Raw genomic sequence first — 16,518 nt, forward strand, 5'->3', positions numbered from 1 at the left:
TGTCGCGGGCTTTTTTATTTTCCCCTCCCCGCCGCGTTTGTTACAAAACACAAGAAATGACACATTTTCCCGGAGGGATGGAACACTTTTTGTCTGTCATGACGCAGGCCGCTCCGTATGATTAGGCGGCTTAAACACCGGGTACTGTCATGACATTTAGAGACTATGAAGCGGAGCGAAAGCTCTTCCTGCGTCGCGCGCTGGTGGCCTTTGGCCTGGTGATCGTCTGCTTTTGCATTCTTATCTTCAACCTTTATCATTTGCAGGTTGATGAGCACGATTACTACACCACGCGATCCGACGCCAACGATATAAAAATGCTGCCTGTCGCCCCCACGCGCGGCATCATCTACGATCGCAACGGTATTCCGCTGGTCAAAAACGTGACCTGGTACGATATTTCCGTCACGCCTTATAAAATCAGCGATATGGACGCGCTGTTGCGCCAGCTAACGCCCATCGTCGACCTTACTGCCGACGATATCGACCAGTTCCGTAAAGCCCTCAAATCAAGCAGCCGCTACCGCCCGGTGGTGCTGAAAAATGCGCTGACCGATATCGAAATCGCACGCTTCTCCGTTAACCAGTTTCGCTTCAGCGGCGTCACCGTCAACAGCTATGAGGACCGACAATATCCCTACGGTGCCGCGCTGGCCCACGTGCTTGGCTACGTATCAAAAATTAACGACAGCGATCTCAAAGCGCTCGATAAACAGGGTATCGCAGAAAACTATGCCGCCGACCACAACATCGGTAAACAGGGGATTGAACGCTACTACGAAAGCGAACTGCACGGTAGGACCGGCTATCAGGAAGTGGAAGTTGATAACCACGGGCGTATCGTTCGTCTGCTAAAAGACGTGCCGCCAGTGGCCGGAAAAGATATTCATCTGACGCTGGATCTGCACCTGCAGGAGTACATTGAGAGCCTGCTGGTCGGCCAGCGCGCGGCGGTACTGGTGGAAGATCCGCACGACGGCTCGGTGCTGGCGATGGTGTCCAACCCGAGCTACGACCCGAATCCATTCGTCAAAGGTATTAGCTACCAGGATTACAATGCGCTGTTACAGGATAAAAACCTGCCGCTGATTAACCGCGTCACTCAGGGGCTGTATCCGCCAGCCTCCACCGTGAAACCCTATATGGCGATGTCGGCGCTGCTCGATGGCGTCATTACGCCGCAAACCCACTTCTTCGGCGCGCCGACATGGACGCTGCCCGGCACGCAGCGCCACTACCGCGACTGGAAAAAAACCGGTCACGGCATGCTCGACGTCACCAAAGCCATCGAAGAGTCCGCCGACACCTTCTTCTACCAGGTCGCCTATATGATGGGCATTGACCGGATTCATAGCATGCTGAGCCAGTTCGGCTACGGTAAACCAACCGGCATTGACCTTGATGAAGAGTACACCGGTCTGCTGCCCAGCCGCGACTGGAAAGAGCGGGTGCACAAAAAAACCTGGTATCAGGGTGATACCATCTCAGTGGGTATCGGCCAGGGTTACTGGATTGCGACACCGATTCAGATGGTGAAGGCGATGGTGGCGCTGCTGAACAACGGCCGCGTGATCCCTCCGCACCTGTTAAAGGATGAGGCGTCTGGCAAAACGCTGATTCCCTACCAGCAGCCGAAAAATGAAACGCAGATTGCCAGCGCCGCCTCTCCGTACTGGAGCCTGGTGCGTCAGGCTATGTTCGGCATGGCCAATGCGCCCAACGGGACCGGCTACAAGTTCTTCCATACCGCACCGTACGGCATTGCGGCAAAAAGCGGCACCTCGCAGGTGTTCAGCCTCAAAGAAAATCAGACCTACAATGCGAAGATGATCCCGACCCGCCTGCGCGATCATATTTTTTATACCGCCTTTGCGCCGTATAAAAATCCGCAGGTTGCCGTTGCGCTGGTGCTGGAGAATGGGGGGAGCGATGGCGTGGTCGCGGCACCGGTCATGCGTCAGATACTCGACCATCTGTTTGCCCCCCAGGACAGTCAGCAGCAGCCGCCGTCCCAGGGGTAAGAGGGAAAATCGTCGGGTGTCTTAGCGCCCGGCGGAGACCGCTTCAACCACAACCGGCGCGTCGTCTTTTTTGAACAGTGGACTGTTGCCCCAGCACTCTTCATAGCGGTGACCAACCAGATCTTCCACCACCGCTCGCACGTCCGGCGCAATGTCTTCCAGCTTGCCGCCGGCCTTGATTCGCGCCACTTCCTGCAGCACGATGAGATGGGTTTTGCGATCCAGCTTCATCTGCTTACTGAAGACCACCGCCGCCAGCGCCAGCAGCGCAACGCCACCGCAGAAGACCACCGCAATGGCGTTCACTGCGCTTTCCGGCTGTACATGCGCTTTCGACTGGAAGCCGTAGTAGCTAAGAACAGCGCCCATCACAAAGACAATAACGGAGCGTAAGATTTTACCGGAGAAGGTCATCGCCCCCGCATAGATCCCTTCACGGCGACGACCGGTGTAGATTTCATCAACGTCCGCGAGGAAGGTGTAAACCGTCCACGGAATGTAATACACGCCGCCGGTCCCCAGCCCAAAGATGATTGTGATGCCGAACATCAGAATCGTCGCCAGGTGCGCAGGCAGATGGAAGAACCACAGGGAGGTGTACAGCAGCACCGCGAAAATAACGATACTCAGCGCCATAATGTACGGCTTACTGAAGCCTTTTTTCACGCACAGGCCGATAAACAGCGCCGTGGAAATCAGCTGCAGGATGGAGTTCAGGCTATTCAGCCCCGCGACCATTGCCGGATCGTGCTGGAGAACAAAAATGACGAAGTAGGTAAAGATAGAGGCGAACAGCCACTCGGCGCCAAAGCCACACAGGTACATCCCCAGGTGCTTACGGAATACGCGCAGATAGAACGTCGAACGCATATCTTTGGCCAGCGACAGCAGCGTGTTGAGCAATCCGGTTTTCACCTGTTCCTGCGGCTCTTCTTCACGCGGGCGCTCCCAGCTGTTGTACCACAGGCAGGCTACAGCGGCGATCAGAATAGCACCGTAGGTCAGGCCGGTCAGAAAGAACGGCGTCGCCGACTCTTTGCCGTACAGCAGGATAAACTGCCCAGGAATAAACGCCGCCAGGAAGTTTGCCAGTTTACCAAAAATCGCTTTGTAACCGGTGAGCCTGGAGCGCAGCGCGAAATCGTCGGTCATTTCGGTCGCCAATGTTTCGTAAGGCACCATGACTGAGGTATAAATGATCTCGAACATCACGTAGGTACCCAGGTAGTACCAGAAGCCCAGCCCTTCCACCCACAGCAGCGGGTAGAACATCATCAGTGGAATGCCGATCAGCAGGAAGAAGCGGCGGCGGCCGAAGCGTTTGCCAAGGCGGGTTTTACCGAAGTTATCGGTGAGGTAACCCATCAATGGGTTACTGATCGCGTCAATGACGCTGGCAACGGAAAAAATAAACGCAGCCTCGATTAACGTCAGGCCGCAGAAGGTGGTGTAGAAGTAAAGAAGCCACGCACCGCTGATTGCCAGCGCGCCGCTGCCCAAGAGGTTTCCGCCTCCGTATGCCAGTTGATGGCGCAGATTGACAGGTCTTCCCTGCAGCCCGTGGGGGGCTGAAGCCGCATTTCTTGCCATAAAAATAAACCTCATGTTTTATAATTTTGAAACACTGTTTTTATATTCTTATCATGAGGTTTGAAATGTGAGCAAAATCACTATTGTCATTACGGCTAATACGCATCATGCAGGAATGCGATCCACTTAAAGTTTTTTTATAACCAAAACTGAAAATTTCAAAAAAAATTGATGGTTAAGATAATAAAAAACCCGACAGCGGTTGCTGCCGGGTTGGCGGGAAGTGTGAGAACTTAGAAGAACTTACGCAGATATTCCGTCAGGCACAGTATCGCCATCGCCTGCCCGTACGGCATGGAGGTCAACGGAATTTCACGGTAGAAATCTAGGTTTGACCCCATGCCGGTACCAAAGGAAGTTTGCAGCAGCTCACCTTCCGGGGAAACGTGCTTCACGATGCCTTTCATCGCTTTTTCCGCGACTTCGGCATACTCCTGGCCCACGTAGCGCTTACGCACCGCCTTCAGAATGCCGTAGGCAAAGCCTGCGGTGGCCGACGCTTCCAGGTAGGAATGAGGATCGTCGAGCAACGTGTGCCACAGACCGCTTTCGTGCTGGCATTTCGCCAGCGCGGCAATCTGCGCGTTCAGCACCTGCACCAGATAACGCCGCGTCGCATTGTTCTCCGGCAGATCCACCAGCTCCAGGAAGTCAGGGATCACGATGGTCAGCCAGCTGTTGCCGCGGGCCCAGCGGGCGTGAGCAAAATTATGGTGGCCGTCATAGTTCCAGCCGTGGAACCACAGACCGGTCTCGCGATCCATCAGATTCTGCACGTGCAGCAGGAACTGATACACCGCTTCTTCGACGTACTCAGGGCGATTCAGCAGCTTGCCGATTTTCGCCAACGGCAGCACGGTCATCATCAACGTATCGTCCCACATCTGCTGATGGTTTTCTTCCGCCAGCGTGATGTGCTGCATGCCGCCGTAGTCGGTGCGCGGCATCTCGTGCATTGCCCACTCAGCCCAGCTGTCCAGCCAGGGTAAATAGGCCGGGTTACCGGTCTCTTCGTAGCGATAGGCCAGCGTCAGGAACGGCGCCATGGTATTCACGTTCTTGGTGGTCGCGCCTTCCGCAAAGCGATCGGCGAACCAGCTATCGATGATGTCGCGCATCGCGACATCACCGGTCTGCTGGTAGTACTGATAGATACCGTACAGCCCTACGCCGTGCGTCCATTCCCAGCCTGCCCATCCTTTGGTATCGATCACGCGACCATCGTCAAGACGCAGCAGAAATTGACCAGTCTCATCCTTGATATTCACCAGATTGTTCGTCACCGTCTGAATCAAGGCTTTCAGCTCTTCCCGGGAGATAAAATGCTCCGGTTGACGTAATAATGGGCTATGTTTGACGGGCCAAACTTTCATATTCTTAACCTCTGTTGTAAGTCGAATTCAATGTTGCAGCCTGCTTCAGCGAAAGTGCCGCAGGTTTATTACGATTCAGGTAACCAATGTTGTTGTTGCCCCACAGGGATTCGTACGGCATTCCCGCCAGCATTTCGACGGTGGCGCGCGCCTGTGGCGTGACGGTTTCCGGTACCACGTGGCCGGACTGGCGCATTTTTGCGGTTTCTTCACGCAGCACGCTGTGGGTTTTCAGGTTCAGCTTAAAGCGCAGTGAGACCAGGAAGCCCAATGCCAGTACCACGATGGTGCCCATACTGAGGATCATCAGGATGGTATGGCTCACTTCCGGCGGCTGGGTTTTCTGCCCGGAGACGAAGCCGGACATCTGCATGATGATGCCCACCAGCATGACCGCCCCCGCCTGAGAGGCTTTACGCGTCAGGGTCATGATGCCGGCGAAGATACCCTCGCGGCGCTGGCCGGTGATCACTTCATCAACGTCAGAGATATAGGTGTAGGTGTTCCACGGCACATAGTTGATGCCGCCGCGTCCCAGACCGGCAATCGCGGAAATCAGCAACAGTAATGCATAGATATCACTCATACCCGCATAGTACAGCGCAGCATACGAGAACGACCCCAGACCAAACAGCACCACCACCATGCGATAGGACGGTGCCGGCCCGAAGCGGATGCACAGCGGAATCATGGCGATGACGGCAATAAACTGGAAGATAGCCATGGTGCCGAGCAGGTTGGAGGCGACGGACGCTTCCTGCATCAGTACGAACACCACGTAGTAGGTAAAGACGGCGTTAAACACATCCTGCGCGATATAGCCGCCGAGGTACATTCCCAGGTGCTGGCGGAAAATCTTGATGCGCAGCGTTGAGCTGAGTTCGACAAACAGGCGATTCATGCTCTGCGCAAACGTCAGGTGTTTTTTCTCCTCTTCCGCCTTCAGCGCCGCCACAGTCCACTCTTCACGCGGGCGCTCCCAGGTAAAGAACCAGACAAAGGTCAGCATGATGGCGCACAGCACCGAGAACACCAGGCTGGCATAGAAGAAGGAAATGGCGTTGTCTTTACCGAAGTGGGTCAGCAGAATGCCCGGCAGGAAGGAAGCCAGAATCGCCGACATCTGCGCCATACCGATACGCGCGCCGGAGAATTTGGTTTTCTGTTTGAAGTCGTCGGTCATTTCCGGGACCAGCGTTTCATACGGCACCAGAATCATGGTGTAGACCACGTCAAAGATCAGATAGGTGACGAGGTAATACCAGAAGCTCATCTCCCCTATCCACATGAAGGAATAGCTGAACACGCAGGGAATGCCGAGCAGAATAAAGAATTTGCGCCGACCAAAGCGTTTACCAAACCAGGTGGAGCCGAAGTTATCGGTCAGGAAGCCCATCAGCGGGCTGACCACCGCATCCAGTACGCGAGCGGTAGCGAAGATAAAAGTGGCTTCAATGGGGGTTAAGCCGCAAAACGTGGTGTAGAAATACAGCAGCCAGGCGGCGGTCAGCGCGGTGGTACCGGCGCCGAGAAAATCTCCCGATCCGTAGGCAAAATAGTTAACGAGTCCTATTTTTCGTGTTCTGTTCATTGACGTTATCCTGTGCCTTTTATTATGGAACTCCTTCAGCCTGCCAGAGCTGATAACAAAGGAGTACTGACACGGCTACAGTAAAAGTATGCGTTAAGGGATACCTTCCTATTTCTGCCAGCGCGAACGCCGGATTGGCAAAAATGCAAAGAGTCGTGGCATATGCATCACTGATTTATAAAACAACGTTTCTTTACAATCAAAAATGAGGGTCAGAAATGCGAGGTCGCCACCAGAATCCGGTGGCGAAAAGAGGAATGTAGGGCTTTCAGCGGTAGTTAACGATAATTTGTATGCTTTGTACCCGTAAGGCCGGAATTAATCTCCCACCGCCCGGCACTTCCCAGATAAACCGAAACGGCTCTGCCGCCGAAACCTGGCTAAAAGCCAGCGTGCTGCCGCTCTGCCCATCCAGCTCCGTACAGCGCGAAAGCGAGCACAGCCGGACCCGCAGCCCGGCCGGTACGGGGCCGTTCAGCGCATAGCGCCAGACCACCCGCGTGGTCATGCCCTGCACCGGCAGTGAGGCGGTCAGCGGCCGCGACGATACGGCAACTCCGCGGTGATTCAGGGTGATGCCAATATTGCTGTCCTGCCAGGCCCCCTCGCCCGCCGCCTGCGCCAGGCCAGGCAGAACGAACAGCAACGCAAACCACCGACGCATTATTTACCTCCAATGGTCGCCGTCATGCGAATGTTGCGGTTATCGGACAGCTCCATGTTTGACAGCACCACCAGCTGTGGCAGACTGCGACGCAGGAAGCGCGACAGCAGAGGACGCAGCGCGTGGTTCACCAGCAGCACCGGCGGCGCGCCGAGCATTTCCTGACGCGCCAGAGCCTCCTGCGCCTGCGCCAGCAGACGGTCAGCCAGGCCCGGTTCCAGGCCTCCGCCGCCCTGTAGGGCTTGCAGCAGCAGTCGCTCCAGCGGCGTATCCAGCCCGATAACCTGCACCTCGTCGTTACCCGGGAACCAGCGTTGGGTGATCGCCCGGCCGAGGGCCACGCGCACCACCGACGTCAGCTCGCCCGCATCGGTCTGGATCGGCGCATGTTCAGCCAGCGTTTCCAGAATGGTACGCATATCGCGAATCGGTACTTTTTCATCCAGCAGATTTTGCAGCACTTTATGCAAGGTGGTCAGCGTCACCACCCCCGGCACCAGATCTTCAGTCAGCTTCGGCATCTCCTGGGTTACGCGCTCCAGCAGTTGCTGCGCTTCCTGACGACCAAACAGTTCCGAAGCGTGCAGGCTAATCAGATGATTCAGGTGCGTCGCCACCACGGTACTGGCTTCCACCACCGTGAAGCCCTGAATCTGCGCCTGCTCTTTCAGCGCGCTTTCAATCCAGATAGCCGCCAGGCCAAACGCCGGATCGGTGGTGACTTCGCCGGGCAGTGAACCCGCTGCGGTACCGGGGTTGATCGCCAGCCAACGGCCAGGGTAGGCCTCGCCGCTGCCAATCTCGACCCCTTTGAGTAAAATACGGTACAGCGCCGGCGACAGGTCCATATTGTCGCGAATATGCACCACTGGCGGCAGGAAGCCCATTTCTTGCGCAAATTTCTTCCGAATACTGCGGATGCGCCCGAGCAGTTCACCATCCTGCTGGAAATCAACCATCGGAATCAGCCGGTAGCCCACTTCCATGCCCAGCGTATCTTCCAGCTGCACATCGCTCCAGGTGGCCTCTACCGCCTGCGACGTATTTTCCGGCGCTTTCACCGGCTGCGGCTGATCCGGAGCCTTTATCTCACGCCCACGGATCCACCACGCCAGCCCCAGCAGCGCGGCGGTAAACAGCAGGAACACCAGGTTCGGCATACCCGGGACCAGGCCCAGCAGGCCGAGCACCCCGGCGCTCAACAGCATGACGCGCGGGTTGCTAAACAGCTGGCCGACCATCTGTTCGCCAACGTCCTGCTCGGTACTTACGCGGGTCACAATGACGCCCGCCGCGGTCGAGATCACCAGCGCCGGAATCTGCGCCACCAGGCCGTCACCAATGGTCAGCAGGGTGTAAGATTCCGCCGCTTTGCCCAGATCCAGACCGTGCTGTAACACCCCTACCAGCAGTCCGCCGATGACGTTGATCACCATAATCAGAATCCCGGCGATGGCATCGCCGCGCACAAACTTACTGGCACCGTCCATCGAACCGTAGAAGTCCGCTTCCTGGGTCACCTCTGAACGGCGCTTTTTCGCTTCCTCTTCGCCGATGATCCCGGCGTTGAGATCGGCGTCGATCGCCATCTGCTTACCCGGCATCCCGTCCAGCACAAAGCGCGCACCCACTTCGGCAATACGCCCGGCACCTTTGGTGATAACCATAAAGTTGATGATAACGAGGATGATAAACACCACGATGCCGATAGCGAAGTTACCGCCGACGAGGAAGTGGCCAAACGCTTCAACCACCTTCCCCGCCGCCGCCGCGCCGGTGTGTCCGTCCATCAAAATAATACGCGTCGAGGCCACGTTCAGCGCCAGACGCAGCAGCGTGGTAAACAGCAGAATGGTCGGGAAGGCGGCAAACTCCAGCGTGCGCTGGGTGAACATGGCCACCAGCAGCACCATAATGGACAGCGCAATGTTAAAGGTAAACAGCAGGTCGAGGACGAACGCCGGCAGCGGCAGTACCATCATCGACAAAATCAGCAGGATCAGCACCGGCCCGGCAAGCACCTGCCACTGGGTGGATTTCAGGTTGCTGGGGAGGCGCAGCATTGCGACAAGATTAGCCATCAGAGTCCTTCTCGTTCAAAAAATCCAGTGCCTCAGGCACCGCTATGTTATCCGGTTTTTTCGGCGCGGCGCCGCCCGCCAGTCGCCAGCGCTTAAGCTGCCAGACCCACGCCAGCACCTCTGCCACCGCGGCGTACAGCTGGCCGGGGATCTGCTGACCGATATCGGCATGGCGATACAGCGCGCGCGCCAGCGGCGGCGCTTCCAGCATCGGAATGCGGTTCTCCTCGCCAATTTCACGAATGCGCAGCGCCACAAGCCCCGCGCCTTTCGCCACGACTTTCGGCGCGCTCATTTTGTTTTCGTCGTACTGCAGGGCGACGGAATAGTGTGTCGGGTTATTGACGATCACGTCAGCCTTCGGTACGTCGGCCATCATCCGACGGCGTGCCGCCGCACGCTGCATCTGGCGAATACGCCCTTTAACGTGCGGGTCGCCTTCACTCTGCTTAAATTCATCGCGAATATCCTGCCGCGACATACGCAGCTTTTTCAGATGGCTGTGGATCTGCCAGAAAACGTCGAAGCCGACCATCGGGATGATGCCCATCGCCACCAGTAGCGCGCACAGGCCTACCATATTCAGGGCGTTACCTATTGCCGACAGCGGTGATTCGCTGACCAGACGCATCATCTGCGGCCAGTGCATCCACAGGAAAAAGCCCGCCACGGTCCCCATCAGCACCGCTTTCATAATCGCCTTACTCAGCTCCGCCGCCGTCTGCGCCGAAAACATGCGCTTAATGCCGGGCAGCGGGTTGAGCTTATCGAGCTTGAAGGCCAGCGATTTGGTGCTGAACACCAGGCCGCCGAGCATCATTGGCGCAACCAGCGCCACCGTTACCACCCCGACAATCAGCGGAAGCAGCGCCAGCATGGCTTCTTTGAGCAGCAGGATAATCTGGCCGAGGATCAGGTTGGGGTCATTGACGATGCTGTGATCAAAGCGCAGCCCGCCCGAAAGCAGGTTCGCCAGCCGTCGAGCCAGCGACTCGCCGCCCAGCCAGAGCACACAAACGCCCACCAGCAGCATCAGCAGCGACGTCAGCTCGCGGGAACGCGGGATCTGCCCCTCCTCACGCGCCTTTTCAAGCCGTTGGGGTGTGGGGTCTTCTGTTTTGTCGTCGTCGTCGCTTTCTTCTGCCACGGCATCACTCTCGAAAATACGGTCGCGAGTATTATCTCGATGCGGCGCATTGCCAATAGGACGAATAGCGGAATGAAAGTGAAGGAATTCGGGCGTTTATTGATGGGTATCCGCGTATATTGCCGGATAGCGGCGTAAACGCCTTATCCGGCCTACAGATATGTGTGTTTTGTGGCGTCTGCCGTTCACAGGCCGCGCACATGACCAGAACTTGATTAGCGCTGGAAAACGACCCGATAATGACCGGAACCCACCTCCGCCGCGTAGCCGCCGTCCATCGGCGTAAAGTCGATGTCGTCGGTTTCCAGCAGCGTCCTTGCGCGATCGAGAATCAGCGTCGAGCGGGTATTGGGCGGGATGTCCACCTCAAGCGCGATCGTCTGCCCGGACTGCTGCCAGCGCACGCCAATCTCACCGTATACCGATGCATAGCGCGCTTTCAGCCACGCCAGACCGCCGCCGGGGATAGGCCGCAGAACCGAGTGCTTAAAGCCCGGCGCGTGCTCTTCGGTATTTATTCCCGCCGCCGCCCGGTACAGCCACTCACCGATGGCTCCGTAGGCGTAGTGGTTAAACGAGTTCATATCCGGACTCCACATCGTGCCGTCCGGCTTCACGCCGTCCCAGTGTTCCCAAATCGTGGTCGCGCCGGCCTTCACCTGATACAACCAGGACGGGAAATCCTCCTTCAGCAGCAGCTGCCATGCGGCATCAGCCTGACCGTTCTCACTCAGCGCGTGACAAAAATACGGCGTGCCGACAAACCCCGTCACCAGGTGGCCATCCTGCTCGGCCAGCAGCTCCAGCAGCGTCTGCACCGTCCGCTCGCGATGCGCCTGCGGCACCAGCTGGAAATAGAGCGCCAGAATATGCGCAGTTTGCGTGCGCGCGGCGAGTCTGCCGTTGGCCGTGAAGAACTCGCGATGGAAGCAGTCAACAATCGCCGCATGAAGCGCGAGGTACTCGACGGCATCATCCTCAAAGCCCAGTACCTTCGCCGATTTCGACAGCAGCTGCGTAGACAGCGCATAGTAGGCCATGCAGGTCAGCTCATTCGGCGTGGCGCCAAAGTAGCTGCCCTCTTTGGCATCCAGGGCCACCCAGTCGCCAAACTGCAGCTTCCACGACCAGATATTGTCAACCGCGTTGGCGCGCATAAACTCTACCCACGCTTTCATACTGCCGTACTGGCGCGCCAGGGTCTGCGTATCGCCGTACATCAGGTACAGCGTCCACGGATTGATGACCGCCGCATCGGCCCATGCCGCCGCCGAATGGGTACGGCCGTGCGACAGGAAACGGTCGTTATCGCACTTGCCGGTCAGAATATCCGGGATCACGTGCGGCACGCCGCCTTCCGGGGTTTGATCGTGCTGCAAATCGGTTAGCCATTTGGCGAAGAAGGTATCCGTTTGCATCAGGTAGCTGGCGGTACGACAAAAGATCTGCGCATCACCGGTCCAGCCCAGGCGTTCGTCGCGCTGCGGGCAGTCGGTCGGGATATCCACAAAGTTTCCCTTCAGCCCCCAGAGAATATTGTGGTGCAGCTGGTTAAGATCGGCATTTGAGGTTTCCATGCTGCCGGTTGGCGTCATCGCTGAATGCAGCACTACGGCGGAAAAATCTGCCAGCGTCGGCGTGCCAGGCCAGCATTCAATCTGCACATAGCGGAAGCCCTGGAAGGTAAAGTGCGGATGGTAGCGCTCTTCTTCATCGCCGCGCAGCGTATAGTCGATGCGCTGTTTTGCGGTGCGCAGATTCGCCAGGTAGACATTGCCCTCCGCGTCCAGCACTTCAAAGTGGCGCAGCTTAACGCTGTCCCCTGCTGCGCCGCGAACGCGAAACGCTACCCAGCCGCTGAGGTTCTGGCCAAAATCAATGACCGTCTCTCCCTTTGGCGTGGTGAATAACGCGCGCGGCGCCAGTCGTGCAATTTCCTGCACCGGACAGGCGGTTTGCGGCTGAAGAACGTCTTTTGACACGCTCAGTAACGTTACCGCTCGCCAGCCCGACGCGGCAAAACCCGGCTCGCTCCAGCCCTGCTGCGCCAGGCGGGCGTCGTACGTTTCACCATCGTAGATTTCAGAGAACAAAATCGCCGAGTCGCTTGCCTGCCAGCATGCGTTGCTGACAATCACCCGCTGGCTGCCGTCGCGCAGCGTGACCACCAGTTGGCAAATAAACCCGGTTTGTTCGCCGTAGTAGTTGCGGTAGCGGTTAAAGCTCATGTCGCCTTTGTACCAGCCTGCGCCGACCATCGCGCCAATAACGTTCTCACCACCGCACAGCCGGTCGCTGACGTCCCAGGTCTGATACAGCAGGTGATGGTGATAGCTCGTCCAGCCGGGGGCCAGCTCGTCGCACCCCACTTTTTCGCCGTTAATCCACAGCTGATAAAGCCCTAGCGCGCTGGCGTGAACCACCGCCGAGACAATCTCCTCACTCGGCGGCAGCGCGAAAACATGGCGCAGCAGCGTCCCCCTGGAATTGTCTTTGTCCTGCGGCGTTTCGGCAGAGATAAATTCGCCCTGCCAGCGTGCGGCCGGCAGCCCGCTCACCCACGATGCCAGCGGGCTCCAGCCGCTTTCTTCACCGTGGTTATCGCTGATACGCACGCGGGCAAAATAGCGGGTTGAGTCGGCCCATTCGCGCGCCGGCAGCGTAATATTGTTTGAACGCGCGTCCTGCATCACCCCGCTGTCATACAGCAGCGCGCTAAAATCCTCGTCCTCCGCCAGCTGGAGCCGCCAGCTATGCTGCGCCACATCACGACGATCGCTGGCAATAACCCAGCCGAAAACCGGCGACGTTTCACAGCCTGACAGCGTCTTTTCGTAGTTAAGCGTGATTTTTTCTACTGCTAACATAATGATTCCCTCAATAGCTGAATGATCAGGCCTTGGCCCGTTGCGTATCGTTGACGTCGTGGCGCGCATCCGGCGTCGCCACCATTGCCGTTTCGGCGTTAAATTCATTGCGCTGCTTGCCGTGGAAGCAGAGCCAGCCAATGACCATCCCCACCACCACAATGGCCGTCAACAGGCAATAAAGGACGGTTGGCCCGGCGCTGAGCAGCACCGGCGTGACGAAAGCCAGCAGCCCACAGGTCAATCGGGCGACGCCGACGATCACCCCCTGAGCGGTAGCGCGCAGCATGGTCGGGAACGACTCCTGGGCCCACACTTTCATAATGCCTTCGAAGGCAAAACCGGTGCCGATATTGGTAAACAGCAGGCAGCAGAACCACGACAGGGGTGAGAAATTGAGCAATACCGGCACAAAATAGCCGCCGGACATCATTACCGCGCCGAAGATAAAGAACGGAATGCGTTTGTCGGTATCGACGATACGCATAAACAGCAGACCGGAAGCGACGCTGACCGGCAGGATCAGCAGCCCCCACAGCGAATTCGTGCTGACCGAAATACCCACCACGTTCACCGCAACAAAGGTGCCAAACTGCCCGCCGGTGTTGGCGGCCAGGTTGGTAAAGGTGTAAAACGCGCACAGCGAGATGAACGGCCACAGGTACTTTGCCTCCAGCAGGTCCCGCCAGCCGTTTTTCTGCGCCCGTACGGTCGCCACTCCCCGTCGCAGCTCATCGCGCGCCGCCAGCCACAGCGGCGATTCCGGAATAGACCAGCGCAGCACCAGCAGCACCAGTGCCACCAGGCCCACGTGGAGATACATGATCTGTGCGCCGACACGGCCCCAATCGCCGACGATGGCAGAGATCCCCATCGTGGCGCCGATGCCCACCAGCCACAGCAGATTCGACAGGCCAATAATTTTGCCGCGGTTCTCGTCGCTGGCCGCCTCGGAGATGGTGGCCAGCGAGACGGGCAAATCGGCGCCGGTCGCCAGCCCCACCAGCAGCGTGCCGACGGCCAGAACGGCAAAGCTAGCGCCGAAGGCCAGCGCCAGCGTGCCCAGCAAAATCATCGCCATTGTGATGATAAAGACGTTGCGCCGCCCGATACGATCGCCCAGGCGGCCGCCGCCGAAAGCGCCGGCGGCAATGCTGAGGGTTAACAGGCCGGAGAGCATTCCAATTTCCAGCGCGGTAATCCCCAGCGTCTTTTGATAAATAACCAGCGCGGTACCGTTCGAGACAATTGCCGCCGAATCAATATATGATGCCATCCCTGACACCACCCCAATATACCAGGGGTTGGGCATTTTATTTTTTGACATAACGTTTCCTTTAATTCATCGATAATGAAGGGAGAAATAAACCCTCGCGGCGCGTGCTGCGATAAAATCCCTGTGGTTCATTTTCGTTATTAGCCAGAAAAATCAGATCGTCGTCAGCACCCGTGAGTGCAGCTCTCGCTCGTGCGTTGGCGAGTAATTAAAATAATGTTTGTAGGCTTCGGTTAATCTTATGGCATTCATAAAACCGCAGCGTGCAGCTATTTCGCTAATGGTTTTATCGGTGGTCCGCAGCAGTTCCTGCGCTTTTAGCACCCGGTACAGCGTCTGGAATTTTACCGGGGTGTAGCCGGTAATTCGTTTAATAAAACGGAACATCGTCCGCCGCGCCACGCCGTTATCGTCGCTCAATGCATACCAGTCAAGCTGACGCAGACCGCTGGTTTTGAGCGCTTTAATCAGGTTAGCGCGGCCTCGCTCTTCGGCGCTTTGCGCCTCTTGCTGCTGATGGCACAGGCATAACGTATTAATGATGTTGAGAAACGCGGCCTCGCATAGCGCAAAATAGAGGGGGTCGTAGTCGCTTTCATTGCGCGCGACAATCTCCTGACTCCAGCGCTCAACGTCCCCCAGGGCCGCAGGGGATAGCGCCATCTCGCGCGGCTGCTGTAGCTGCGTTTTGATCCTCGCGAGCAGCGTATCGATATGCTGTAGATAATGAAAATGGCCGTCACGGCGAATCAGGATATTAATAACAGCAAGATGGTTAGTGGAAACATAACTGTGGGTGTCGTTAGTGGTAACAAGAAAAAAGTCACCCTGGCAAATAAATTTCACTTCGTCATTAATAATATGAAAACCGCTGCCATTACGGACAATAACCAGTTCGTCAAAATCATGCCCGTGCACGCCTTCCATAAGCTGGTTATTCATCGTAAAAAGACAAAAGGCATGGTGCTCAGAATGAAAAAATTCGCTATCTCGTAATATTCTCACATGGCCTCCGGTTTATTAAGACAATAGCGCCCGAGCCTTAATAATGAGGCAAGTAAATAAATATTGTCTTAGGCTGCATTGCAAACTATTTAAGCGCAATAATTATGACAAGTCTATATATCAGGGTGGCACTCAGGCGTAAGCCGCCGTGATGGCGGTTTCATTTTCAGAAATGTGCGGGGGTATAACAGGAGCGGCGTCTGCCGGGCCTACGGCGATATGCTTATCGGTAGGCCCGGACAGCGCGATTAGAAGCCCAGGCTATCGAGCAGATCGTCCACCTGATCCTGGCTGGCAACGACGCCGGCTTTTGAGGTGTCAACCTGCGGCCCGTTGAGCAGACTGTCGTTTTCGCGTTTTGGCCGCGCGCCCTGCTCCGGAATGTTCTCCAGCAGCACCATCAACAGCTGGCGCTCAATTTCCTGGATAACGTCCATCATGCGCTTGATAACCTGACCGGTCAGATCCTGGAAATCCTGCGCCATCATGATTTCGAGCAGCTGGGCGTTCGTAAAGCTGGTATGCTCCGGCACCTCGCCAAGATACTGGCGGGTATCACTCACCAGTTCACGCGCGTCGGACAATTCAATCGGATTTTCAAACCACGCGTCCCAGCGCTTGGTCAAGGCTTTGGCGCCTTTTTCCATTTCATCCTGATGCGGCTGCGAGGCTTCGACGCTGTTCAGCGCGCGCTCCGCAGCCTGCGCGGTCATCTGCACAACATAGTCCAGACGGTCACGCGCGTCGGGTATCGCTTCGGCCGCTTCCGCAATCGCCTGATCCAACCCCAGCTCGCGCAGGCTATCGCGCAGCATGCGGGTCAGATTGCCGATGCGGCTGATAATATCCGCGGCGGAGTGGTCATCGCCGGGCTTGATGGAAGAATGCATCATGTTCGTCACC

At 57.0% G+C, this 16,518-nt stretch carries 11 protein-coding genes; 1 reads left to right on the forward strand and 10 read right to left on the reverse strand.

Annotated features, from left to right (window positions below; all coding sequences use genetic code 11):
• Positions 1-149 precede the first annotated feature (149 nt).
• Positions 150-2,021, forward strand: coding sequence for a penicillin-binding protein 2 (gene mrdA / locus H7R58_RS13780; protein WP_182930414.1), 1,872 nt, complete (start codon positions 150-152; stop codon positions 2,019-2,021).
• Positions 2,022-2,042: 21 nt separating this feature from the next.
• Here the strand turns inward: mrdA and H7R58_RS13785 are convergent, their stop codons facing one another.
• The 10 genes from H7R58_RS13785 to cheZ form a co-directional block, all read right to left on the reverse strand.
• Positions 2,043-3,611 carry an MFS transporter gene (locus tag H7R58_RS13785; protein ID WP_106927805.1) on the reverse strand — a complete coding sequence of 523 codons (1,569 nt, stop codon included), beginning with the start codon at positions 3,609-3,611 and terminating at the stop codon, positions 2,043-2,045.
• Between the two features lie 233 nt (positions 3,612-3,844).
• Entirely contained in the window at positions 3,845-4,984 is a 1,140-nt protein-coding gene (locus H7R58_RS13790; RefSeq protein ID WP_106927807.1) for a beta-galactosidase BglB, read from the reverse strand.
• A gap of 4 nt (positions 4,985-4,988) precedes the next feature.
• On the reverse strand, positions 4,989-6,575 hold the full coding sequence (locus H7R58_RS13795) for an MFS transporter (protein WP_182930413.1): 1,587 nt from the start codon (positions 6,573-6,575) through the stop codon (positions 4,989-4,991).
• A gap of 268 nt (positions 6,576-6,843) precedes the next feature.
• Complete coding sequence (gene flhE, locus H7R58_RS13800) at positions 6,844-7,239, reverse strand: flagellar protein FlhE (protein WP_106927811.1); 396 nt, start codon at positions 7,237-7,239, stop codon at positions 6,844-6,846.
• On the reverse strand, positions 7,239-9,320 hold the full coding sequence (gene flhA / locus H7R58_RS13805) for a flagellar biosynthesis protein FlhA (protein ID WP_106927813.1): 2,082 nt from the start codon (positions 9,318-9,320) through the stop codon (positions 7,239-7,241). Before flhA ends, flhE begins: the two co-directional genes overlap by 1 nt.
• Entirely contained in the window at positions 9,313-10,467 is a 1,155-nt protein-coding gene (gene flhB / locus H7R58_RS13810) for a flagellar biosynthesis protein FlhB (RefSeq protein WP_106927815.1), read from the reverse strand. The genes flhA and flhB overlap by 8 nt, the downstream gene beginning before the upstream one ends.
• A gap of 215 nt (positions 10,468-10,682) precedes the next feature.
• On the reverse strand, positions 10,683-13,334 hold the full coding sequence (locus H7R58_RS13815; RefSeq protein WP_182934399.1) for an alpha-L-rhamnosidase: 2,652 nt from the start codon (positions 13,332-13,334) through the stop codon (positions 10,683-10,685).
• A gap of 25 nt (positions 13,335-13,359) precedes the next feature.
• Positions 13,360-14,661 carry an MFS transporter gene (locus tag H7R58_RS13820; protein ID WP_182930411.1) on the reverse strand — a complete coding sequence of 434 codons (1,302 nt, stop codon included), beginning with the start codon at positions 14,659-14,661 and terminating at the stop codon, positions 13,360-13,362.
• 102 nt (positions 14,662-14,763) lie between these two features.
• The gene (locus tag H7R58_RS13825) at positions 14,764-15,552 is read right to left on the reverse strand and encodes a helix-turn-helix domain-containing protein (protein ID WP_227674196.1); all 789 of its coding nucleotides are present in this window, start codon (positions 15,550-15,552) and stop codon (positions 14,764-14,766) included.
• Positions 15,553-15,863: 311 nt separating this feature from the next.
• On the reverse strand, positions 15,864-16,508 hold the full coding sequence (gene cheZ, locus H7R58_RS13830; protein ID WP_106927817.1) for a protein phosphatase CheZ: 645 nt from the start codon (positions 16,506-16,508) through the stop codon (positions 15,864-15,866).
• Between the last annotated feature and the right edge of the window lie 10 nt (positions 16,509-16,518).

This window comes from Klebsiella sp. WP4-W18-ESBL-05 (genome assembly GCF_014169075.1).
In the GTDB taxonomy this organism is placed as follows: domain Bacteria; phylum Pseudomonadota; class Gammaproteobacteria; order Enterobacterales; family Enterobacteriaceae; genus Kluyvera; species Kluyvera ascorbata_B.